This window comes from Flavobacterium taihuense, assembly GCF_019351435.1.
Lineage (GTDB): Bacteria > Bacteroidota > Bacteroidia > Flavobacteriales > Flavobacteriaceae > Flavobacterium > Flavobacterium taihuense.
In genome coordinates, this window is sequence record NZ_JAHWYN010000003.1 from 56,910 (window position 1) to 80,580 (window position 23,671).

Annotated in this window: 26 protein-coding genes; 21 read left to right on the forward strand and 5 right to left on the reverse strand. The window is 33.7% G+C overall.

Features of this window, described 5'->3' with window-relative positions; translation table 11 throughout:
* Nucleotides 1–4 precede the first annotated feature (4 nt).
* From gcvH to KZH69_RS03680, 12 genes are all read left to right on the forward strand, one after another.
* Nucleotides 5–385 (forward strand): glycine cleavage system protein GcvH, encoded by a 381-nt coding sequence (gene gcvH / locus KZH69_RS03625; RefSeq protein WP_219316101.1) that lies wholly within the window; start codon nt 5–7, stop codon nt 383–385.
* Between the two features lie 79 nt (nt 386–464).
* On the forward strand, nt 465–770 hold the full coding sequence (locus tag KZH69_RS03630; protein ID WP_369410634.1) for a VanZ family protein: 306 nt from the start codon (nt 465–467) through the stop codon (nt 768–770).
* A gap of 101 nt (nt 771–871) precedes the next feature.
* Nucleotides 872–1,615, forward strand: a complete 744-nt coding sequence (gene deoC, locus KZH69_RS03635) for a deoxyribose-phosphate aldolase (RefSeq protein WP_219316103.1) — start codon at nt 872–874, stop codon at nt 1,613–1,615.
* A 17-nt stretch (nt 1,616–1,632) separates the two neighbouring features.
* A complete protein-coding gene (locus KZH69_RS03640; RefSeq protein WP_219316104.1) occupies nt 1,633–3,747 on the forward strand; it encodes a gliding motility outer membrane protein RemB in 2,115 nt (704 codons plus the stop codon).
* Nucleotides 3,748–3,893: 146 nt separating this feature from the next.
* Nucleotides 3,894–4,808 (forward strand): heme o synthase, encoded by a 915-nt coding sequence (gene cyoE, locus KZH69_RS03645; RefSeq protein ID WP_439649424.1) that lies wholly within the window; start codon nt 3,894–3,896, stop codon nt 4,806–4,808.
* Between the two features lie 2 nt (nt 4,809–4,810).
* Nucleotides 4,811–5,398 carry a cytochrome c oxidase subunit 3 gene (locus KZH69_RS03650; protein WP_219316106.1) on the forward strand — a complete coding sequence of 196 codons (588 nt, stop codon included), beginning with the start codon at nt 4,811–4,813 and terminating at the stop codon, nt 5,396–5,398.
* 42 nt (nt 5,399–5,440) lie between these two features.
* Nucleotides 5,441–6,415, forward strand: coding sequence for a cytochrome c oxidase subunit 3 (locus KZH69_RS03655; RefSeq protein ID WP_219316107.1), 975 nt, complete (start codon nt 5,441–5,443; stop codon nt 6,413–6,415).
* A 16-nt stretch (nt 6,416–6,431) separates the two neighbouring features.
* On the forward strand, nt 6,432–6,782 hold the full coding sequence (locus tag KZH69_RS03660; protein WP_219316108.1) for a cytochrome C oxidase subunit IV family protein: 351 nt from the start codon (nt 6,432–6,434) through the stop codon (nt 6,780–6,782).
* Nucleotides 6,783–6,865: 83 nt separating this feature from the next.
* Nucleotides 6,866–7,507: a hypothetical protein gene (locus tag KZH69_RS03665; protein WP_219316109.1), complete on the forward strand. Its 642-nt coding sequence runs from the start codon at nt 6,866–6,868 to the stop codon at nt 7,505–7,507.
* 3 nt (nt 7,508–7,510) lie between these two features.
* Entirely contained in the window at nt 7,511–8,197 is a 687-nt protein-coding gene (locus tag KZH69_RS03670; RefSeq protein WP_219316110.1) for an SCO family protein, read from the forward strand.
* An 85-nt stretch (nt 8,198–8,282) separates the two neighbouring features.
* Nucleotides 8,283–8,822 (forward strand): DUF420 domain-containing protein, encoded by a 540-nt coding sequence (locus tag KZH69_RS03675; protein WP_219316111.1) that lies wholly within the window; start codon nt 8,283–8,285, stop codon nt 8,820–8,822.
* Nucleotides 8,815–9,078: a hypothetical protein gene (locus KZH69_RS03680; RefSeq protein ID WP_219316112.1), complete on the forward strand. Its 264-nt coding sequence runs from the start codon at nt 8,815–8,817 to the stop codon at nt 9,076–9,078. The genes KZH69_RS03675 and KZH69_RS03680 overlap by 8 nt, the downstream gene beginning before the upstream one ends.
* A gap of 92 nt (nt 9,079–9,170) precedes the next feature.
* Here the strand turns inward: KZH69_RS03680 and KZH69_RS03685 are convergent, their stop codons facing one another.
* A complete protein-coding gene (locus KZH69_RS03685) occupies nt 9,171–10,586 on the reverse strand; it encodes a DUF4403 family protein (protein ID WP_219316113.1) in 1,416 nt (471 codons plus the stop codon).
* A 174-nt stretch (nt 10,587–10,760) separates the two neighbouring features.
* Here KZH69_RS03685 and KZH69_RS03690 point away from each other — a divergent pair, with 174 nt between their 5' ends.
* The 7 genes from KZH69_RS03690 (at nt 10,761) to tsaB (ending at nt 18,717) form a co-directional block, all read left to right on the forward strand.
* Nucleotides 10,761–11,462: an ABC transporter ATP-binding protein gene (locus tag KZH69_RS03690; protein WP_219316114.1), complete on the forward strand. Its 702-nt coding sequence runs from the start codon at nt 10,761–10,763 to the stop codon at nt 11,460–11,462.
* On the forward strand, nt 11,455–12,699 hold the full coding sequence (locus KZH69_RS03695) for an ABC transporter permease (RefSeq protein ID WP_219316115.1): 1,245 nt from the start codon (nt 11,455–11,457) through the stop codon (nt 12,697–12,699). The genes KZH69_RS03690 and KZH69_RS03695 overlap by 8 nt, the downstream gene beginning before the upstream one ends.
* Nucleotides 12,700–12,701: 2 nt before the next feature.
* Complete coding sequence (locus KZH69_RS03700; protein WP_219316116.1) at nt 12,702–13,967, forward strand: ABC transporter permease; 1,266 nt, start codon at nt 12,702–12,704, stop codon at nt 13,965–13,967.
* Nucleotides 13,968–14,012: 45 nt separating this feature from the next.
* On the forward strand, nt 14,013–15,131 hold the full coding sequence (locus KZH69_RS03705) for an efflux RND transporter periplasmic adaptor subunit (protein WP_219316117.1): 1,119 nt from the start codon (nt 14,013–14,015) through the stop codon (nt 15,129–15,131).
* 78 nt (nt 15,132–15,209) lie between these two features.
* A complete protein-coding gene (locus tag KZH69_RS03710; protein WP_219316118.1) occupies nt 15,210–16,577 on the forward strand; it encodes a TolC family protein in 1,368 nt (455 codons plus the stop codon).
* A 5-nt stretch (nt 16,578–16,582) separates the two neighbouring features.
* Nucleotides 16,583–17,878, forward strand: a complete 1,296-nt coding sequence (locus KZH69_RS03715; RefSeq protein WP_219316119.1) for an efflux RND transporter periplasmic adaptor subunit — start codon at nt 16,583–16,585, stop codon at nt 17,876–17,878.
* 170 nt (nt 17,879–18,048) lie between these two features.
* Nucleotides 18,049–18,717: a tRNA (adenosine(37)-N6)-threonylcarbamoyltransferase complex dimerization subunit type 1 TsaB gene (gene tsaB / locus KZH69_RS03720; RefSeq protein ID WP_219316120.1), complete on the forward strand. Its 669-nt coding sequence runs from the start codon at nt 18,049–18,051 to the stop codon at nt 18,715–18,717.
* A gap of 11 nt (nt 18,718–18,728) precedes the next feature.
* Here the strand turns inward: tsaB and KZH69_RS03725 are convergent, their stop codons facing one another.
* The 3 genes from KZH69_RS03725 to KZH69_RS03735 all read right to left on the reverse strand — a co-directional run bounded on the left by KZH69_RS03725 (nt 18,729) and on the right by KZH69_RS03735 (nt 21,284).
* A complete protein-coding gene (locus KZH69_RS03725) occupies nt 18,729–19,553 on the reverse strand; it encodes a mechanosensitive ion channel family protein (RefSeq protein ID WP_219316121.1) in 825 nt (274 codons plus the stop codon).
* 84 nt (nt 19,554–19,637) lie between these two features.
* Complete coding sequence (locus tag KZH69_RS03730) at nt 19,638–20,156, reverse strand: apolipoprotein A1/A4/E family protein (RefSeq protein ID WP_219316122.1); 519 nt, start codon at nt 20,154–20,156, stop codon at nt 19,638–19,640.
* Between the two features lie 234 nt (nt 20,157–20,390).
* On the reverse strand, nt 20,391–21,284 hold the full coding sequence (locus KZH69_RS03735; protein WP_219316123.1) for a NifU family protein: 894 nt from the start codon (nt 21,282–21,284) through the stop codon (nt 20,391–20,393).
* 123 nt (nt 21,285–21,407) lie between these two features.
* On the opposite strand from KZH69_RS03735, the gene KZH69_RS03740 reads away from it, so the two are divergent.
* Nucleotides 21,408–22,394: a PorP/SprF family type IX secretion system membrane protein gene (locus tag KZH69_RS03740; protein ID WP_219316124.1), complete on the forward strand. Its 987-nt coding sequence runs from the start codon at nt 21,408–21,410 to the stop codon at nt 22,392–22,394.
* 18 nt (nt 22,395–22,412) lie between these two features.
* Entirely contained in the window at nt 22,413–22,925 is a 513-nt protein-coding gene (locus KZH69_RS03745) for a gamma carbonic anhydrase family protein (protein WP_219316125.1), read from the forward strand.
* A 29-nt stretch (nt 22,926–22,954) separates the two neighbouring features.
* On the opposite strand, the gene KZH69_RS03750 is transcribed toward KZH69_RS03745, so the two are convergent.
* Nucleotides 22,955–23,668, reverse strand: a complete 714-nt coding sequence (locus KZH69_RS03750) for a LytR/AlgR family response regulator transcription factor (RefSeq protein WP_219316126.1) — start codon at nt 23,666–23,668, stop codon at nt 22,955–22,957.
* Nucleotides 23,669–23,671 lie beyond the last annotated feature (3 nt).

Here is a 23,671-nt window from a genome sequence, read left to right on the forward strand (position 1 = left end):
TTTTATGAGCATACCAGCAAATTTAAAGTACACAAAAGATCACGAATGGGTTAGTCTGGAAGGAGATATAGCTACAGTGGGAATCACTCATTTTGCACAAAAGGAATTAGGAGATATTGTATATGTTGAAGTTGAAACATTAGACCAAGCTTTGGATAAAGACGAAGTTTTTGGAACTGTTGAAGCCGTGAAAACAGTATCTGATTTGTTTCTTCCTTTGTCAGGAGAAATTATTGCATTCAATGATGCTCTAGAAAGTAATCCAGAAAGTGTAAATGCAGATCCTTATGGTGCTGGATGGATGATTAAAGTGAAAATTTCGAATCCGTCAGAAGTTGAAGATTTGCTTTCAAGCGAGACTTATAAAGAACTTATAGGTGCCTAAATATCTATTGTTTCTTGTTGCTTTACTATGGACTGTAATTGTTGCTTATTTTTGTTTAATAAAATCAAGTGACATTCCTGTGATAAATATTCCAAATCTAGATAAGTGTATTCATGTTTTTTTTCATTTTGTGTTTACTTTTGTGTGGTTTTTGTTTTTTAGAAAACAAATACAAACAGATAATTTTCAAAACCCTTTATTGTATTCGTTCATACTTTCGTTTGTGTTTGGAATAACAATAGAAATTTTACAAGAATTAGTGACTACAACTAGAAGTGCTGATATATTTGATGTTTTAGCGAATCTAACAGGAGCGCTAGTAACCGTTTTTACAGTTTTTATTTGTAATAAATTGAATATTTTAAATTCAATATTTAAAGATTAATGCCCACTTCGGTGGGTACTTTTGTTTTGAATGATGCTTCGTTGAGGTCATATCATTCGAATAATGTAATTTTGCTATGTTTAATTTCTTAAAGTTTTAAAATGAACATAAAAAATTATCTGGATTCCACCTACTTAAAAACTAATTCGCAAGCGGGTTTAAGTGAAAGTGATAATGAAGTTGTCGCTCGGGGATTTATTCAGGAAGCTATTGATGAAGATTTTAAATTGATAATGATACGTCCAGACAGAGTTAGTTTGGCTAAGAAAATGATTGTTGATGCTGGTTCAAAAGTACTAGTAGGAACAGTGATAGACTTTCCAGAAGGACATTCATCAATCGAAAATAAACTAGATGAAGCGCTTCTCTGTATTCAAAATGGTGCCGATGAATTGGATTATGTTTGTAATTATGAAGCTTTCAAAGCGGGTAATGTTGACGTTGTTAAAGAAGAAATACAGAAAGGGACAGAGTTAGGATTAAGCCACAATAAGGTCGTAAAATGGATTATTGAAGTGGCCGCGCTCAATGAATTAGAAATTGCACAGTTATCAGTATTGATTAAGAACGTGGTGATTTCAAATTTTAAAGAGGAAGAGTACAATTCTGTTTTTGTTAAATCTTCTACTGGTTTTTATCAAACGGAAAATAATTTACCTAACGGCGCAACAATTGCTTCAATAAAAATAATGTTAGAAAATGCCTCACCTTTACCGGTAAAAGCAGCCGGAGGTGTAAGAACACATGATGAAGCTGTACAGATGATTAAGCTTGGAGTTAAGCGCATCGGAACTTCTGGAGCCAAGGCGATTGCAAATGGAGGAAAATCTTCATCTCAATATTGATTAGATATAAAACTCAAATGATAAAAAACTTTTTTTCTTTTATTGCTTTCCTTAGCGTAGTAGTTTCTAATGCACAAACTCCGAGTTTAAATCAAACGGGGTCTTCTGATGAGCGATTTCCTGTTTTTTCAAGTTGTAATAATTTACAGAACCAGGATTTGAAAAATTGTTTCTATAATGAAGTGCAACAATTAGTATATCATACTTTTAAAGTACCCGAAAAGTTGGTGCAAAATAATTATAAAGGATTAGTGAAAGTACTGTTTGAGGTCGATGTAACAGGCAAGTTTAAAGTGTTGTACATTAACTCCAATAATGAGGAACTTATAGCGGAAACTAAAAGAGTTTTTGGTGGATTTCCAAAAATTGATCCACCAACTTATGCGGGAAATCCAACTTATTCCAAGTTTAATATAAGTATTGATATTCCGTTGTTATCTCCTGAGCAAATGGCTGCAACAGCATTGGCTAAACAAGAGAATATCAATGTAAATGAAGGGCTAACCGAATTGGATAGCATTGTTTATAAGCGTTTTGATAATCCTCAGTTTTCAAGCCATTTAAGCATCCCTTTCTCGCATAGTTATTATGCACAATTTGATGGTGAAATAAATCAGGTAGGGAGTAATAATCATACAGCTTCAAAACCATACACTTATGCCGATGTTGAAAAGTATTATAATTTTCAAAAAGTCAACACTGGTCTTATGAAAAATAAGTCAAGTTGGTGGGGGCGAAAAGTATGGAATGAAAATTTAGCGGAAATTAAAGGGGAAGGATATTGGTTTGCTTTGAATTTTTTGTTTAATGTTCAAGGCGGAATTTCTAATCCAAGTAAAACTAATTATACATTTGTCAATACTCGAGCGCTAAATTTTAAAGGAGGTCTTGGAACTCGGTTAAATTTCACCACTACTTTTTTTGAAAGTCAAGGTCGTTTTGCCGATTACTACAATGACTACTCAAATTCTATAAAGCCATCGGGAGGGAATCCTGCAATTATTCCAGGAATAGGTATTGCAAAACCATATAATTCGGATGCTTATGATTTTCCTATGGCCGATGCTAATATTACTTATAATGCCGCAAAATTCCTTGACCTGCAATTGGGGTATGGGAAAAACTTTATTGGAGACGGCTATCGTTCGTTGTTTTTAAGTGATGGTGCCAGTCCATATCCATTTTTTAAGATTGATGCTAATTTTTGGAAAATTAAATATACAGTAAATTATATGTGGCTAAAGGATGTACGTCCTGAGGTTACCGTTGATCGAACGTATGCTTCCAAATATATGGTGAATCATTATCTGAGTTGGAATGTCTCCAATCGATTGAATTTAGGTTTTTTTGAATCAGTTGTTTGGACAGATACCAATGGCAGAGGGTTTGATGCGAATTTTATAAATCCAATAGTGTTTTATCGTGCTGTTGAGTTTTCGTCTTCTTCCAGAAGTGGTAATGCTGTTTTGGGATTGAGCTATAAATACAAATGGAATAATCAGGTAAATTTGTATGGGCAGTTTCTTATTGATGAATTCTCTACCAGCGATATTGTGGCTGGTGAAAGTAGTTGGAAAAACAAACTGGGGTATCAGTTGGGTGTAAAATATTTCAATGCTTTTAAGGTTGATAATTTATTGTTGCAATTGGAGTTTAACCATGTGCGCCCTTACGTTTATTCACATAGCGATCCAATTACCAATTATGGACATAACAATCAAAGTTTGGGACATCAATGGGGAGGAAATTTTCAGGAGTTGGTTTTGTTGGGGTATTATCATAAAAATCGTTTTTATGCTAATACTAAGTTTACTATTGGTACTCGAGGTTTTGATTTAGAGACTGCCACTGATAGTTATAATTATGGGCAAAATATCTATAAGGACTATGACGAAAAAAGGCCTTATGATAAAGGTGTGAAAGTTGGGCAAGGAAATAAAACGAGTCTTTTTATTTCGGATATTCAAGTAGGATACTTGATTAATCCAGCTACTAACTTGAAGTTTTTTGGTAATTTTTTATATCGCAATTTTAATCCTGCAACAAATACGGCAACAGTTTTCAAAGAACAAACGACTTGGTTTACGATAGGTTTTAGATCGGATGTGTTCAATTGGTATTTTGATTATTAGGGTTTTTAGGAGGTATTAGTATTATAGAATCCAATAATTGTGAAGTAGAAGCCGATTAAAAAAGTAACTAATTTTTCAATTCTGATTTTATAGACCGTTTTTCAATCTAATTTGTATATTTGCACCAGTTTTTAAAAAATACAACAATTTTATCTGCATTGAGTACAACATCAAATCCCATTTCGATTAAATCTATTTATATTGATTTTAAGGCAATTACAAAAGCTGGCTTAGCTATTAGTGTTGTTTTTTCTTCAATTGCGGGTTATGTTCTTGGTTTTGATTCCACTCACTCTTTTAGTTGGCTGGTTTTATTAAAGCTGGCAATTGGAGGGTATTGTATGGTGGGAGCTTCGAATGCTTACAATCAAGTAATAGAGAAAGATTTGGATGCCTTGATGGATCGAACCAAAAATCGTCCTGTTGCATCTGGGAGAATGTCCTCTAGTTTGGCTTTAATAGTTGCAAGTTTGCTGACTATTTTGGGAGTTGCTTTGCTTTATACGATAAATCCAAAAACAGCGATGTTTGGTGCCATATCTATTTTTTTGTATACCAGTATTTATACACCACTGAAAACAGTAACTTCACTTTCGGTTTTTGTGGGAGCTTTTCCGGGGGCAATTCCTTTTATGTTGGGTTGGGTTGCTGCTACTGGTGAGTTTGGTATTGAGGCTGGAACCTTGTTTTTGATTCAGTTTTTTTGGCAATTTCCACATTTTTGGGCTATTGGCTGGTTTTTGTATGAAGACTATGAAAAAGCAGGTTTCTTTATGTTGCCAACCGGAAAGAAGGATAAAGGAACATCTTTGCAAATAATATTATATACAGTTTGGTTGATGATTGCTTCGCTTTTGCCTGCTTTAGGGTATACTGGACGCTTGTTTATTACTCCTGTTGCTGCAATTTTAGTATTATGTCTTGGGCTTTGGATGCTTTTTTATGCGGTTCGGTTGTACCAAATTAAAACTGCGCAAGCAGCAAGAACGTTGATGTTAGTTAGTGTGTCTTACATTACGTTGTTACAATTAGTGTATATATTAGATAAATTTTTAAGATAATTATGGAAATGACAATGACAGCCGAAGATTATAAAGCAAGAACGGCAAGATCGTATAAATTGATTTTATTGTTCGCCATGGTGAGCATGACAATGATGTTTGCGGGTCTAACGAGTGCGTATGTAGTGAGTCAATCAAGAGCAGATTGGTTGAAGGATTTTCAATTACCATCCGCATTTTATTTTAGTACAATAGCCATTTTAGGCTGTAGTATTACTTTTCATTTGGCCAAAAAAGCAATTCAAAAAGACAATCAAAGTAATACAACTTTGTTTCTCTTGACTACATTAGCTTTAGGGATTGCATTCGTGGTTTTGCAATTCGTAGGCTTTGGTCAAATTGTTGCCGAAGGACATTATTTTACAGGAAGTGCCAGTTCAATTACAACTACATTTTTGTATGTGGTAGTGGTTGTACACTTGATTCACTTGGCCGGAGGTATGATTTCTCTATTAATTATTATTTATAATCATTTTAAACAAAAATATAATGCAACCCAAACTCTTGGAATTGAACTAGGTGCGATGTACTGGCACTTTCTTGATTTCTTGTGGGTTTATTTATTTTTATTTTTATATTTCTTTAAATAAGAAAAAAACGTAAATTTGGGAACTTTTTAACGAATAACTTTTATGGAAGCGACAGTTACTACTGCAAATAGTGAAAAAACTTGGGGAGGCGGCAATGAGCCAATGGGAGCGAGTTATGGTAAATTAATGATGTGGTTTTTTATCGTATCAGATGCCTTAACGTTCTCTGGATTTTTAGCAGCTTACGGGTTTTCTAGATTTAAATTTATTGAAACATGGCCATTGGCAGATGAGGTGTTTACACACTTTCCATTTTTACACGGCGTATCTGCTCCGATGTATTATGTGGCATTAATGACTTTTATTTTAATTTTCTCATCTGTAACAATGGTTTTGGCCGTTGATGCAGGGCATCAAATGAAAAAAGATAAAGTAGCCTTTTATATGTTTCTTACAATTATTGGAGGTTTAATTTTCGTTGGTTCTCAAGCATGGGAATGGAAAAACTTTATCAAAGGTGAATACGGAGCTATTGAAACAACAGGTGGTAGTTTGCTGCAGTTTGTTGACAAAGAGGGTCATCGTGTTGCTTTGGAAGATTTTGCTGCTAAATTACCAGTAGAAAGAGAATTATTGTCAAGAGACAAAGCAAAATGGTTTATGAGTGAATCGTCGATTCCTACTTATACAGTTGCTGAAGTTCAAGCTGGTTTTAAAGCACATCCAGAAGTTTTGGTGCGTATTGAAACTTTGAATAAAAACAAAGAGAAAATAATACTTTCTAGAGAAGAGTCGCAAGTGAGAATAAATCAAGCCAAGTTGGTTATTGAAGGAGCTAACTTAACTCATAATGAATATGGAAGTAAGCTTTTTGCTGATTTCTTTTTCTTTATTACAGGTTTTCATGGTTTTCACGTATTCTCTGGTATAGTGATTAATATCATTATCTTTTTTAATGTTCTTTTGGGTACTTACGAGAAAAGAGGTAGTTATGAAATGGTTGAAAAAGTGGGGTTATACTGGCACTTTGTCGATTTAGTTTGGGTATTTGTTTTCACATTCTTCTATTTAGTTTAATTTTAGATTTATCATTATGTCACACGCACATGTTTCTAATACAAAAAGGATTTGGACTGTTTTTGGTCTATTGTCTTTGATCACAACTGTTGAAGTTGCTTTTGGTATCATCAGGCCAGATGCATTGTATATGCATACTTTTTTAACGATGAGTTTGTTAAACTGGTTGTTTATTATATTGACATTAGTTAAAGCATATTATATTGTATGGGCATTTATGCACATGGAAGGAGAAAAAAAGGCGTTAAGAAATGCAGTGGTTTTTCCTTTAATATTCTTAGTTTGTTATTTGCTTTTTATTCTATTGACAGAGGGAGACTATGTATTTGAGGTTTTTAAAAGTTCTACTATTAAATGGAATTTTTAACTAGATATTAATTCAATAAAAAAGGTATCCGTCTCGACGGATGCCTTTTTTTATTTTAGTACAATAATTTTTATAAAGCCCTAATGAAAAAAAATATCGTTCTTTTTGTGTTATTTATATTGCCTATCGTAGCTTATTTGTTTTTTGCTTCAGGGATTAATAGTTTTACAAAGTTGCCTATTATAACTCCGAAGATTCCTGATTTTGGAGAATGGAAATCTTTAAATGGTGAGAAAGTAAGCTTGAATAATAAAATTACAATACTTGGTTTTTCGGGTACCGAGATTCTTAAAAACAGAGGAAATTATTTCAACTTAAACGAAAAGATTTACCAACGTTATCATGATTTCAAAGATTTGCAGTTTGTTGTTGTAGCACCTTTGGGAACAGAGAAAGACGTTAAAGCAGTGGTTGAGGCTTTAGGAGCTTTTACTGATGTGAGTCAATGGCATTTTGTATTTGCCTCTCCCGAAGAAATTAAATCTTATTTTAGTCAACTAAAATTGAAGGGTACTTTGAATCCAGATTTTGGGACTGCTGATGTTTATATAGTAGATAAAGAAAGAAATTTGAGAGGACGGAAGGAAAAGAAAGGCTATAAAGAAGGCTACAGTACATTTCATCCAGCTGAATTAAGTAATGAAATGCTGGATGATTTTAAGGTTATTCTTTATGAATATCGCGCTGCTTTGAAAAAGAATCATAATGCAACAAAACAATTATAAAAGATGTTTAAAAATAAATCATACATAGGAATTTCTTTTGTGATACTCGTTTTTGGAATATATGCAATTCCAAAAATTGTAGATAGAATGCAAAACAACAGTGTAGTTCAGAGTGATCGTTTAGACAAAGCAAATGGCTCTACTGAAGTAAATGGAAAGTTGGTTAAAATTGGGCCTGTTCCAAGATTTGAACTAACTAATCAAGACAATGTAAAAATATCTAGCGATTTTTACAAAGGGAAAGTATATGTTTTAGAGTTTTTCTTTGCTACCTGTCCTTCTATTTGTCCTAAGATGAATGCCAATATGGTGACATTGCAAAATGCTTTTTTTGGTAATCCAAATTTCGGAATTGTTTCGATAACTATCGACCCAGTTCATGATACGCCTGCTGTTTTAAAAGAGCATGCCAAATTGTTAGGTGTTAAATCTTCTAATTGGAATTTTTTGACAGGAGATCATGATTATATCTACAATTTATCCAATAAAGGTTTTAATATTTATGTGGGAGAAAATAGCAAAGTAAAAGGTGGTTTCGAGCATTCGGGTCTTTTTGCGTTAATTGATAAAAATGGGAACATCAGATGTAGAAAAGACGACTATGGTAATCCGATTTTATATTATGATGGTTTGGAGAAAAAAGGAATTAGAGACATTCAACAAGATATTCAAGCTTTACTAAAGGAATAGTGTGAATAGAGAAACAGAAGACATTTTACAAGAGGTAGAAAGTTGAATTTAGAGTATAGAATTTAGAAAATAGATTAATTAGAGAATGGAAAATAATACAATAGAGCATAAATATAATAAATGGATTGTGTTGCTGTCAATTGCGATTCCTGTTGCGGTGGCTGTTCTTTTTAAAGTAAAATTAAAAGATTTTGGTTTTGATGTAACCCCTCTGTCGTTTTTACCGCCTATTTACGCTACAGTAAATGGGATAACAGCAATATTGTTGGTTGCTGCTGTAATGGCAATTAAAAACGGCAATAGAAAGCGTCATGAGGTGTTGATGAAATTAGCGATTGGTTGTTCGGTTGCTTTTCTAGTCATGTATGTGGCGTATCATATGACCGCCGAATCTACTAGATATGGAGGTGAGGGAGTTTTCAAATATGCGTATTTCTTTATTTTAATTACTCATATTTTTTTATCAATTGCTATTATACCATTGGTTTTGATCACTTATGTTCGCGCCTTGGCAAATAAATTTGATAAACATAAAAAAATCGCTAAAATCACTTTTCCTATCTGGCTTTATGTTGCTGTTACTGGAGTAATTGTTTATTTAATGATTTCGCCTTATTATGTTTAAAAAAGAAAATAGAAAAGAGAGAATGGAAAAAAGAAGGGTTGGGTTGAGAGTATGTCTCTTTGTTTTATGCTCTATGTTCTTTTCTCTATCTGCTAGTGCGCAATGTGCCATGTGCCGTGCGGCCTTAAATGGTGAAGAAAACACATCGAAAGCAGCTGCCATAAATGATGGGATTGTTTATCTTATGGTGATTCCTTATGTGCTTGTTGGAGCTCTTGGTTATTATATTTATCGAATGAAAAAGAAGAAACAGTAGTTTAATATCACTTCCAATGAAAAAGTCAGTCCTGAAAAAATATTTTTTCAGGACTGACTTTTTTTAACACCACAAACCGCATACTGATTACTTTATTTCAGTCCGTCGATTGAAACATTAATAGTTCCATCAACTTTTATAAATGCAATAATCGCTTGGTTGGTTAGCTGTATTTTTTGAAACTGAATATCTTCCATCTTTCCGTTGATAAAAACGCCAGGCATAGGAGAGTAGTTTTTTAGATAAGTCATCATGCTCTGTTTGGCTTCGTCCAAGTTTTGTTTTATAGAATAACGACAATTTTCTTCTATTTTTCTCAAAACAATTCCTTGCGCCAGCCAGTTTGCAGTTCGCATTAATTTGCTTTTGGTATCTAATACATAATCCAATTTGTCAAAATAGATTTCTTTGGTTGTTTCGTTATATTGTGGAATTCCATTCAAATAAATAGTTCCGTTTACCGCCCCTAAAAGATCTAAGGCAATCACCATTTTTCCGTCTTTATGCCAAATAGCCACATTTTGAACTTTTACTTTCTTGCTTCCTGAACCAAATTCTTGCCCGACGAAATTAGCTGTCATAATTTTTGAAGCCTCCTGATAGGTTGAAACAGCTGCAATATTAGCCGAGATTTGTTCTGGGATTTTTTCAACTGCTTTCAGTACTATCTTGTTAGCTTCAAATTTTGATTCGGGTTTTTTACCAATCAAAGTTTCCATATTACATTTCATGCCCATGTTAAGTAAAAACGAATCATTCTTGAGTTTGGCATTGGTAGAATATACCTCTAATGGAACAATTCTAAGCCAACTTTTATAAGCTTCACTCATTTCAAAAGGAGTACATATTTTGGATAATGCATCCATAACATTGGGTTTGAAATCCATAGAATCTTCGATGGCAGTATCAATGCTTTTTTCAATTTTTGATTTGAAAAGACTTACTGCAGGATTGATTAGATAAGTTACTGGCATATTTTTTCCAAAAACGGTCATTGTTGGACTTTCAATCCAATCAAGAGATTTTAATGTTGTTTTTGAACTTAATCTCCAATTGTTCAAGCTCACGCTGCTCAGCAAAGTAATCACCCCGTTTAGATTGAATTCCTGTGTTTTGTACAAATCAACACCCATGGTTTTGGTCCCAATTCTGTATTTTGCCCAAATCTTTAAAGGCAAAACGGTTTTTATTTTTTCGCCTTCTTTTCCTTGGTTATTCGTAATGGTGATTGGGGCTTGTTTCCAAACTTTGATTTCGATATTGTCATCTTCTATGTTATTGTCTTCATAGATTAAACCATTAAGTAAAGTGTTGGTTTGGTTCTCGATATCTTTTAGTTTAACATTCACTGGAAGATTGATATATGAAGGGGTACTTGCATAAGTCAATGGTGCAGCATCGTCTGGTTCAGGTTTTAATGCTTCTATTTTTTGGGAAGTTGAAGAACAACTTATTGTTAATGAAAGCGTTATTATGAAAATTATTAGAATCGTAAAAGATTTTAGCATTTGTTTCGTTTTTTTGAAAGCAAATTTAACAAAACAAATATATTTTTAGGTTAGGAGTGTAACATTTTAGTTGGATATAAGTCTTATGCTTTAAATTAGTAATTTAAATATTCACTTTCCTTAAAACTATTTTTTAGAAGAGAAATACTATTGCTTTAAAAAAAACGCGAAATCATGATTGAAATTAAAGACTTACATAAATCATACAAAATGGGGCATTCCGAATTGCATGTGCTAAAAGGAATTAATTTCAATATAAAGGAAGGTGAATTGGTTGCCATCATGGGGTCGTCTGGTTCCGGAAAGTCTACATTGCTTAATATTCTGGGAATTCTGGACGAAGCAGATTCTGGACTTTATACATTGGACAATGTGCCCATCAAAAAATTAAATGAAACTATCGCTTCTAAATACCGAAACCAATTTCTTGGTTTTGTTTTTCAATCTTTCAACTTAATTAATTACAAAAGTGCCTTGGATAATGTGGCTTTGCCTCTTTACTATCAAGGTTTAAAAAGAAAAGAACGCAATGCGATTGCAATGCGATATTTAGAAAAAGTTGGTTTGGCTTCCCATTCGCACCATTTGCCTAATGAACTTTCCGGAGGGCAAAAACAACGCGTGGCTATTGCCAGAGCATTGGCTTCGAACCCCAAAGTGTTATTGGCTGATGAACCTACAGGAGCATTGGATACTTTGACTTCTTACGAAGTCATGGAGTTGATACAAGGTATTAATGACGAGGGGAAGACTATTTTGATCGTAACACATGAACCGGATATTGCCGCTATGTGCAAAAGAAACGTGGTCTTGAAAGATGGAGTAATCATTGATGATAAAATGGTAGAACAAGTTAGAGCTTCTTCTTATGTTTAATATAGAACGTTGGCAGGAAATATTTGAGGCCATTGCCAAAAATAAACTGAGAACTTTCCTCACCGGAGTTTCTGTGGCTTCGGGTATCTTTATTTTGGTGATTCTTCTTGGGGTTGGAAAGGGTTTGCAAAACGGAATCGAAAAACAATTTGAACGTGATGCAGCTGGAATAATTGAGGTTTGGTCTGGCGCTACCACCAAAGCCTACAAAGGATTAAATCCCGGAAGACAAATACAATTTAGAAATGGTGATTATGAAGCTTCGGTTCAAAAATTTGGAGATCAATTTGAAAAAAATGGATCAACTTTCAATGCTTGGGGCGTAACTATTTCTTATGGAAAAGAATCAGGAAACTACCAATATCGGGGTGTAAATCCGGATTATTTAGCCATTGAAAATGCTACTGTTGTTCAAGGGCGGTTTATAAATGCTAATGATTTGATTTATAACGAGAAAGTAGCAGTAATAGGCCAAAAAATAAAGTTAGACATATTCAAGGAAAAAAATCCTATAGGAGAACAAATTACAGTCAACAACATCAATTTTAAAGTGGTTGGTGTTTTTACAGATCCGGGAGGTGAAAGAGAAGAAGGTAGGGTTTTCTTACCTTTGACTACTACACAAAAGGTGTATGGAGCAGGTGATAAGATTAGCAACATGTTTTATACCCTTAAAAAGAAAGACACTTATGAACAGGCTTTGGCCGAAGCCGCAAAATTCACTACTGATTTAGGAGCGTTGTTAAAAAGTAAAAACACTGTTGCTCCCGATGATGATAGCGCGATAGGGATACATAATTCTACTGTTGAAGCCAAGAAATTCTATGATTTGAATCTTTATATTCGATTGTTTTTTTGGTGGGTTGGAATTTGTACTATTATAGCAGGAGTTGTTGGAGTTAGTAACATTATGATGATTATTGTAAAAGAGCGAACCAAAGAAATTGGTATTCGAAAGGCATTAGGAGCTTCACCAATTTCAATTATTGTGATGATTTTGCATGAATCTATTTTTATTACGACGATTTCTGGTTTTGTTGGATTATTAACAGGATTGGCACTTTTGGAATTAATTGGTCCCCATGCTCAAAGTGAATATTTTGTGAATCCGCAAGTAGATTTTACGGTGGCTATTTCAACCTTAATTGTGTTGGTAATAGCAGGTGCTTTGGCGGGGTTTGTTCCGGCATATCGAGCGGCCAAAATTAGACCAATTGTAGCACTTAGAGACGAATAATTATGTTTGATAGAGAAAATTGGAACGAAATTTTAGAGGCGCTGACTGCCAATACCTTCCGAACGTTGCTTACCGCTTTTGGCGTGTTTTGGGGAATATTCATTTTGGTAATATTATTAGCCGCTTCAAACGGATTGGAGAATGGAGTGAAAAAAGGATTTGACGGAATAGCGACAAATACTATGTTTATGTGGACACAAACTACTTCGAAAGCCTATAAAGGGTTGCCTAAAACGCGGCGATATGATTTTAAGAATAGTGATGTTGATGCCCTAAAACAAAAATTTCCAGACCTGTTGTACGTTTCTCCTCGTAACCAATTGGGTGATTTTAACGGAGTGAGTAATGTTGTTAGAGGGACAAAAACAGGAGCTTATACCATTTATGGAGATTATCCAGAATTGGTCAAACAAGAGCAAATGGATATTGTCAAGGGACGTTTCGTAAATCAACAAGACATTCTTTCCAGACGTAAAGTAGCTATAGTTGGTAACGGTGTTATCAATGAATTGTATATGAATGCTGAAGAAGTTATTGGTACGTATATCAAAATAAATGGTGTTAATTTTATGGTGGTTGGGGTTTATAAATCCAAGGGGAATAATAATGGGAATGCCGAATCTGCTCAAAAAAACATTTTTATCCCTTTCACTACTTTTCAACAGGCTTTTAATTTTGGAGATACCGTTGGTTGGATGGCACTTACCGCGAATGACGATGCATCAATTACAAAGCTAAGACCTGGAATCCTTGCATTTATGCGCGAAAGACATTCTATTCACCCCGATGATGAAAGAGCTGTTGGTAATTTTGACTTGTTTGCTGAATTTCAAAAAGTGCAGGATTTGTTTATGGTGCTTAAATTCATCGCTTATTTTGTTGGGACATTAGTATTGTTATCCGGTATTATTGGTATTTCAAATATTATGTTAATCGTTGTGAAAGAACGAACTAACGAAATCGGAATCCGAAGAGCATTAGGAGCAACACCAGGCGCTATTCGATCCCAAATATTATTAGAAGCAATTTCACTTACCATAATAGCAGGTATGTTTGGTATCGCTGTAGCCACAGGTTTGTTGGCCATACTGAATATGATTTTGGCATCAATGCCTACAGACGGAATAATGTTTATTAATCCGAGTGTTGATTTAGTGGTTGTTTTTATAGCCTTGCTAATTTTAGTGGGTTCAGGATTATTAGCAGGATTTATTCCAGCACAAACCGCCATAAATGTTAAACCGGTAGACGCTTTACGAACAGAATAAAATTTCAATCAAAAAACAATAATAATCGAATAAAAAATTCACAAAATGAAAAAAGGATTAACCATAACCGTACTGATTTTAATAGCGATAGTTTTCTTCGGGGCTTTATATTATTTGTACGCCAAAAATCAGGAATCGCCTATAGTTTTTGAAACTGATAAGGTGGAAGTGAAAACGATAGTAAAAAGTACTCTTGCTACAGGAAATATTGTGCCAGATGAGGAAGTATTGATTAAACCAAATATTTCTGGAATCATTGAAGCGGTATATATAAAGGCGGGTGAATCAGTAAAGGCTGGTGATCTGATTGCTAAAATTAAAGTGGTTGCCAATGTATCTAATTTAAGTAATTCACAAAATCAAGTGAAAACCGCAAAAATTGAATTGGATAACCAAGAGAAATTATATCAAAGACAAAAAACCTTGTTTGATAAAGGAGTGATTTCTGCCAATGATTTTGATGCTGCGCAATTGGCTTACAATCAAGCCAAACAAAATTATAACGCTTCAATACAAGGATTTGATATCGTAAAAACAGGAACAACTTCTGGTTTAGGAAATTATGCCAATACTTTGATTCGTTCTACAGTAAATGGAATGGTGCTGGATGTTCCGGTTAAAGTGGGTAATCAAGTAATTGAAAGCAATAATTTTAATGAAGGAACTACTATTGCAAGTGTTGCTGATATAGGAAGAATGATATTTGTGGGTAAAGTAGACGAATCGGAAGTAGGAAAGATCAAATTAAATATGCCTATCGAAATTACCGTGGGAGCCATTGAAAATAAAAAGTTTACTGCTGTTTTGACTTACATAGCACCAAAAGGGAAAACTGAAAATGGAGCCATTCAATTTGAAATAAAAGCGACATTAACCAATAGAGACAATACTTTTATCAGAGCAGGTTTGAGCGCCAATGCTTCTATTATTTTGGAAAAAGCGGATAAAGTGCAAGCTTTAAAAGAATCATTAGTTCAATTTGACAAAAAAACATTAAAACCGTATGTTGAGATTGAAACAACCAAACAAAAATTTGAAAGAAAAGATATAACACTGGGTGTTAGCGACGGGATTTATGTTCAAGTGAAAAGCGGACTTAAGTCTTCTGATAAAATTAAAGTTTGGAACCAAGGTTTGAAAACCGAAGAAGTAAAGCCAAATTAATAGCTAAGAAGGTTTTGAAAAAAAAAATAATAAGTTAAATATATGCAGCGGATGTACTGCGTTTTTATTCCAATAAAAATGAAAAAAATAAATTATATAAGTATCGCTTTTGTCTTCCTGATTGGACTTTCAACACAAGCACAAACAAAAGCATGGACTTTGGAAGAGTGTGTAAAATATGCCATAAAAAATAATATTTCCATAAAAAATACCGAACTGGATACGATTTCGGCCAATATTGATAAAAGAGGGGCTTTCGGGAGATTTTTGCCAAGTGCTAATTTAAGTGCCAACCATTCTTGGAATATCGGTTTGAACCAGGATATTACAACTGGACTTTTGAGAAATCAAACGACACAATTCACTGGTGTTGGTGCCAATGTAGGAGTGGATATCTACAAAGGGATGCAAAATCAAAACACACTGCGAAGAGCCAATCTTTCCATTGTAGCTTCTAAATACAAATTGGTAAAAATGCAAGAAGACATAGCTTTGAATGTTGCCAATGCTTTTTTGCAAGTGCTTTTTAATAAAGAAAACTTAAAAGTGCAACAAGAACAATTGGGGATTAACGAAAAGCAATACAAACGCTCTGAAGAATTGGTCAAAGCGGGCTCTATTCCTCGTGGTGATTTATTAGACGTAAAAGCAACGTTAGCCACTAATAAACAAAATGTTGTTGCAGCCGAGAATTCTTTATTGATTTCGAAATTGAGTTTGGCGCAATTACTACAATTAAAAGAATTTTGGGATTTTGATGTAATTGATGATACCGATGTTAAAGATGAAAATAATATCATGTCAATCAAACCAATTGATATTTATGCAAAAGCAAAAGAAAGTCGAACGGAGTTGAAAATTGCGCAAACCAATTTAGAAATTGCTGAGAAAGATGTAGCCATTTCCAAAGGAGCTTTTCAGCCGACGTTAACAGCTTTTTATGGTTTTGATAGTCGTGTGTCATATGCGGATACTTATAACGTTCAAACGGGTCAATCAGAGTCAGCAAAGCCACCATTGGAGCAGTTAAATGATAATAAAGGTCAAAATTTAGGACTGCAATTATCAATTCCTGTATTTAACGGATTCTCAGTAAGAAACAATGTAGATCGTAATAAAGTTGCTTTAGAAAAATCTAAAATTGCATTAGAAAAAGAAGACTTAGATTTGCAAAGAAATGTATATACTGCTTTTACAGATGCAAAGGGTGCTATGAATGCTCATGAATCGTCGATCGTAGCTTTGGAATCTAGAGAAGAGGCTTATAATTATGCAAAGGAAAAATACGCAGTAGGTTTGATGAATTCTTTCGATTTTAATCAATCGCAAACTTTGCTTACCAATGCACAATCTGAAGTTATAAGAACCAAATACGATTATATCTTTAAAATAAAAATATTAGAATTTTATTTCGGAATTCCAATCGATCAAATCATGAAAAAATAAAAACCATGTCAAAAAAAACAATTTACATTTTAATAGGCTCAGCAGTAGCAATTATTGGAGTATTAATAGGGCTTTCAAAAGCTGGAATTATCGGAAATAAAGATAAAGGCAAAGAAGTAGAAATTGCCAATGTTGAAACAGGGACGATAGTTGAAACGGTATCGGCTACAGGTAAAATTCAACCTGAAATTGAGGTAAAAATCGCTTCGATGGTTTCTGGTGAAATTATTGATTTGCCTATCAAAGAAGGACAAGTCGTAAAAAAAGGAGATTTATTGGTAAAGATAAATCCTGATTTATATACTTCTGGTTTAAATAGAACAGTTGCCAATTTATCTGGAACTAAAGCAGGCCTAAGTCAGTCTGATGCCTCTTTTAACGAAGCTAAAGCCAATTACGAAAGAAATAAAACATTGTTCGAGAAAGGAATTATTTCAAAATCGGATTGGGATAAATCGGTAGCATCTTTTGAGGTGGCAAAAGCTAATAAACAATCTGCTTATTATAATGTGCAAAGTGCTTCGGCATCTGTAAATGAAGCCAAAGACAATTTAGGGAGAACTATAATTTACGCTCCTGCAGATGGAACAATATCAGTGTTGAATGTAGAACTGGGGGAAAGAGTTTTGGGAACACAACAAATGGCGGGAACCGAACTTTTAAGAGTGGCCAACTTAAACAATATGGAAGTTGAAGTCGATGTAAACGAAAATGATATTGTAAAAATAAAAGTGGGGGATTTTGCCAATGTTGAAGTGGATGCCTACTTGAAAAAACAATTCAAAGGAGTGGTTACAAGTATTTCCAATTCAGCAAGTACGGCTTTGACCGCAGATCAGGTTACTAATTTTAAAGTGAAAGTTAGAATTTTAAAAGAATCCTATCAAGATTTAGTGGTTGGTAAGCCAGCTTCTTATTCTCCATTCCGACCAGGAATGACCGCTACGGTTGATATTATTACAACAACCAAAACTAATGTGGTTCAAGTGCCTATCAGTTCAGTTGTTGTGAAATCTGATACCACAGCGGTAAAAACGGTTAAAATGGATGGTCCAGAATCTCAAGAAAAAAAGCCAGTTCCGAAAATCGATAAAAAGCTGGAATGTGTTTTTGTGAAAGTTGGGGATAAAGCCAAAATCCGAATTATCAAAACAGGTATTCAAGATGATACTAATATTGAAGTGATGTCAGGTTTGAAGAAAGGGGATGTAGTTATTACAGGACCTTATACTACGGTTTCAAAAGATCTAAACTCTGGAGATAAAGTTTATGTTCAAACGGAGGGTGATAAGAAAAAATAGTTTTTATAATCATAAAAAATAAAAGCACGTCAAGAAATTTCAGGGCGTGCTTTTGTTTTTTATAAAGGATTTTTCAAAATTCGGTGTAAATTTGCATGCATATTCATTATTTGATGTTTTAGATTTGTAACATACAATCTAAAATCTACAATCTAAAATCTAAAATTAAAGTGTCTTACATCCTTAACATTGAAACCGCTACCAAAAATTGTTCTGTTGCTTTGGCAAAAGAAGGAAAAACAATATTGTGCAAAGAAATTGCTGAAGAAGGCTATTCTCATGCAGAGCGTTTACACGTTTTTATTGAAGAAATCATTAGTGAAGCTAATATAGCATTGAAAGATTTGGCGGCAATTGCCGTAAGTCAAGGACCTGGATCGTATACTGGATTGCGAATTGGCGTTTCGGCGGCAAAAGGCTTGTGTTATGCTTTGGATGTACCATTAATTGCGGTAGATACTTTACGAACATTGGCTTCTAAAGTAGTAGTTACAGACGGTTTAATTGTTCCTATGATTGATGCTCGCCGAATGGAAGTGTACTGTGCCATTTTTTCTGCTTCTTTAGAAAAAAAACGAGAGGTTTTAGCCGAAATTATCACCGAAAATTCTTTCGAAGAGATTCAAGAGACTGTTTATTTTGTAGGAGATTGTAATGAAAAATGTAAAAGTGTTTTAACGAAAGATAATTTTGTGTTCTTAGATGCGATTAAGTATCCTTCTGCGAATGAAATGAGTACTTTGAGTTTTGATAAATACAAAATAAGCGACACTGTGGATGTCGCTTATTTTGAACCTTATTATTTGAAAGACTTTTTAATTACCACTTCAAAAAAATAGTTTGTCGTTTCTTATTGTTTTTTTGAGAACTCGGCGATGTATGGTTGGAAAGCAATTCCTGCAGCATCAAAAGCTAATTTACAGTTTTCCAAAGTATCAGAGACAACAACTCCAAAGTCTTCGTTTTTTGCCCAAGGCCTTACTGCTAGTTGAATGGCATTGTCCGTTAAGTTCTTAACCGCTACTTCGGCAACAGGAGAAGTTAAGACTTTAGGATTGTTAGCCAAAACTTTAGTTATGATGTCTTTTGCCTTTTTAAGATCAGTGTCGTAAGATAATGAAATGGTCAAATCTGCTCTTCTGGATCCTTGCATAGAATAATTAATAATTGTTCCATTGGACAAAGCGCCATTTGGAACAAAAATAGTTTGATTGTTAGAAGTAATTAATTTGGTTACAAAAATTTGTATTTCCTGTACCGTTGCTAAAACGCCTTGAGCTTCAATCGTATCTCCCACTTTAAAAGGTTTGAAAAGAATAATCAGCATTCCACCCGCAAAATTGGATAACGAACCTTGCAAAGATAGACCAACGGCAAGTCCCATTGCTCCTAAAATAGCCACAAATGAAGAGGTTCCTATTCCTAGTTTGTCGATGAAAGTCACAAATAATAATACTCTCAAAACCCAAAGTAAAATATCGGCAAGAAACTTGGTAAGTGTTGGGTCCAATTCTCTTTTGACCATTATTTTTCGAATAAGTCTATTAATTATTCGAATAGCATATAGCCCGATGAATAAAATAATAACTGCGGAAAGCACCTTTGGAGAATACTCTACCAATGCCGTAATAAAAGTATTGGCATAGCCAGCAATGTAATTTGGATCTAAAATCATATTTTAATTCATAAAAAACCTTCTCAAAGGAGAAGGTTGTAAATTGAATTGCAAAAGTACAATTTTTATATTTTTTATAAAAAGCTATTCCGATACTTCTTCAGTCTCATTTGGTTTTTCAATTTTTTTTGGGTCGGTAGCAGTCCCTTTTTCTGTTAGACTATCTATAGCTTCTGTCCCTTTTGCTTTGACATCTTCTAGTATTGATTCTGCTTTTTCAATGTAGGGTGCAGCAGTTTCTTTTGCCTTGGCGACTGCATCTTCTACAAATGCTTCGGCTTTTTCAACATGAGGAGTAGCTGTTTCTTTTGCTTTGGATATAGTTTCTTCCACAAATGTTTCTGCTTTTTTTAGTATTGGAGTTGCCGTCTCTTTTAATTGGGTTACTGTTTCTTCTACAATTGTTTCTGCTTTTTCCATATAAGGTGTAGCAGTTTCTTTAGCTTTGTTTACAGTTTCTTCTAAAAAAGCTTCAGCTTTTTCAACATAAGGTTGAGCCGCTATTTTGGTTTCTTCAATGGTTGATTCAGCTTGGTCTACAATTTCTTTTGTAGTTTCTTTGGCTGAGCCAAATAAATTCTTAAAAAATGATGATACTCCCATGGTTTTTTATTTTTAGTTAAGGAGTCAAAAGTAATCTTTTTTTTATGAGCTTCAAGTGAATTAACTTGTAAAATATTGAAAATCAATATATTTTTCGGAATCGAATGTTTTGATTCGGATTTATAATTAGATTTTTTTTTATAAAAAGTTTTGTTGCTAAAATTTATTTTTGGGCGTTAAAAAAAAAGCGTTTCCGAATAGAAACGCTTTAAGATAAAAATTTAAATTTTATAATTAAACGGCTTCTACTTTAATTCCTTCGTCATTCAACATGCTTTTCAACATGTTTTCAATACCGCTTTTTAAAGTAAAAGTAGATGAGGGACAGCCATTACAAGCACCTTGCATAATTACTTTTACAGTTTTTGAAGACTCGTCATACGAATCAAAAAGAATATTTCCGCCATCTGCAGCGACAGCCGGTTTTACATATTCTTCCAAAATATTTATGATCTTTTGAGATGTTTCATCCAATGAATCAAAAGATTCATCTTTTGTTTTTTCATCTTTAACGATAGTCTGAATCAAAGTTTCATCTAGTACCGTTCCACCATTTTCGATAAATTGTTTGATGAAAGTTCTCAATTCCATTGTAATATCTTGCCATTCACTGACGTCATATTTAGTAACCGAAATGTAATTTTCATCAATAAAGATTTCTTTTACATAAGGGAATTTAAATAATTCGGTTGCCAATGGAGAAGGTGCACTTTGGTCTATGTTTTTGAATTCAACTGCATTTTTTGTAATCATTTTATTGATAACAAATTTTAGCGCAGCCGGATTTGGAGTAGATTCTCCATAAACAGTAACAGGCTGTTTTTTGGTTTTGTTTTCATCAACAGTGATTATAGCTCCTCCTTTGTTTACATAAGCTTCAATTTGTTCGGCTACTGCTTCTTTTACATCGTCCCATTCTACAATGCTAAATCTTTCAATAGCTATAAAATTACCAGAGATATAAACTGTTTTTACAAATGGTAAATAGAAAAGTTGCTGTGCCAATGGTGATACTTTGGCTTCATCTATATTTTTAAATTCAAAACTTTCATTTTGAGTTATAAAGTCTTGAAATTCGAATTTTATTATCGTGGGGTTTTGTGTTTCTTTTATAGTAACTTTTATCATGATTTTTGTGATTTTTTACAAATTTAGTAAAGTTATTTTCTACGATTAACTATATTTGATTTTTTAATGAATAAATTAACAAATGTTTTTTTTTCGTGATTAATTATATAAAATAGCCCCTTAATGTATATCAAAATCAAGTTTGCAGTCGTCCTTTTTTTTATTAGTATAAATACTTTTTCGCAGGAAGGAATACCTGTATATTCGGATTATTTGTCTGATAATTATTACTTGATTTTCCCCTCTATGGCAGGGGCTTCCAATTGTTCTAAACTAAGACTTACTGTGAGGGGGCAATGGTTTGATCAAACAGATGCACCCGCTCTTCAAACTTTAAGTTACAATGGAAGAGTTGGTGAGAAATCGGGGGTTGGTGCCATAGTTTTTAATGATGTCAACGGGTATCATTCTCAATTTGGTTTTAAGGCAACTTATGCTCATCATATTATGTTTTCAAGAGATGAAGTTGATTTGAACCAATTATCCTTTGGTGTTAATGTTGGTGTTAATCAAAGTCAATTGGATGAAAGCAAGTTTACGGATCCTGATCCACTAGTTGGAAATGTAGTTGATCATGCTTCTTATTTTAATTTAGATATAGGAGCCTCTTATAATTTACTTGATTTTAGTTTTAATGCTGTTGTTAAGAATGTTTTGGAAACAAGACAAACTATTTATTCAGAATATGAAAGTGATAACTTGAGGAAATTTATTGTTAGTGGCGGTTATGTTTTTGGGAATGCCGATAAAATTTTATTTGAACCTTCTCTTTTATACCAATTTGTGGATAAAACCAAAGAGAGTGCATTGGACATGAACATGAAAGTTTATAAAAATTTGAACATGGGACAATTATGGGGTGGTTTGTCCTATAGAAGAAGTTTTGATGGAGCTGATTACATTAGTGGTAGCGGAACAAATAGCCAAAAATTGCAGTACATCACACCAGTTTTAGGTTTCAATTATAAAAACTTTATGTTTGCCTACACATACACCTACCTATTAGGTGATATTCAATATGACAATGCAGGTTTTCATCAGCTGACTTTAGGTATTAATTTTTTATGTAAACCTGTAAAATACGATTGTAATTGTCCAGCAATTAATTAATATTTATTTTAAAAAAAAATGATAATAAAGGCTGTAAATGGGAAATTACCTGTTATTCCAGAGGATTGTTATGTAGCTGAAAACGCTACTATAGTTGGAGATGTTACTTTTGGTTCTCAATGCAGTGTGTGGTTCAATGCTGTAATTCGAGGTGATGTGCATTTTATAAAAATCGGAAATAAAGTAAACATTCAAGATGGGGCAATTGTGCATTGTACGTATCAAAAGCATCCCACGGTTATTGGAAATAATGTTTCCATAGGTCATAATGCAATTGTTCATGGCTGTACCATTCAGGACAATGTGTTAATAGGGATGGGAGCTATTGTTATGGATAATTGCACAATTGAAAGCAATTCAATTATTGCTGCAGGTGCTGTGATTACTCAAAATACAATAGTGGAGTCGGGAACTATATGGGCAGGCGTACCTGCCAAGAAAGTAAAAGATATTGACCAGTCAAACTTTGCTGGTGAAATACAGCGCATCTCTAATAACTACGTGATGTATTCAAGTTGGTTTAAAGAATAATAGATTTTTACTCAAGCGAGAGCTTAAGATCAAAGCTTTATTTTTTCGAAGAAAGAAGTTTTGTAGCTTTCGCTAATTGGGATTCTTTTCTCGGCGATTAAAACCTTGTTTTTTTGGATGGATTTTACGTGTTTGATATTAATGATGTAAGAGCGATGGACTCTTGCGAAGCCTTTCGTAGACAATAGGTTTTCCAGTTTTATTAAACTGATTAATGTTAATGTGTATTTATTGTCGGTTGTGTATATTTTGACATAATCCTTCAATCCTTCAATAAATAAAATATCAGCAAAATTTAGTTTTACATTCTCATATTCGGCACGAACAAACATAAAATCATTTTCTATTTCTGGTGTGTTAACTATTGCATCTGTGGCCAATAAGCTTTTTGGAGTAAAGATTTGTTGCGCCCGTAAAACAGATTTTAGAAAACGGTTAAATGGAATGGGCTTTACCAAATAATCTACAGCCCCAAGATTAAATCCCTCGACTGCATAATCGGAATACGCAGTAGTAAAAATGATTAAAGGTTTTTTTTCTATGGCATTGATGAAATCAATTCCGGTAAAATGTGGCATTTCGATGTCCAAAAAAATCAAATCAATTTGGGATTGGTTGATTATGGATATGGCATCTATTGCATTTGTAAATGTGGTAACCAGTTCAAGCGAATCGACTCTTCCAACAAATTCCACCAATAAATCTACTGCCAATGGTTCGTCGTCTATAATGACACATTTCATATT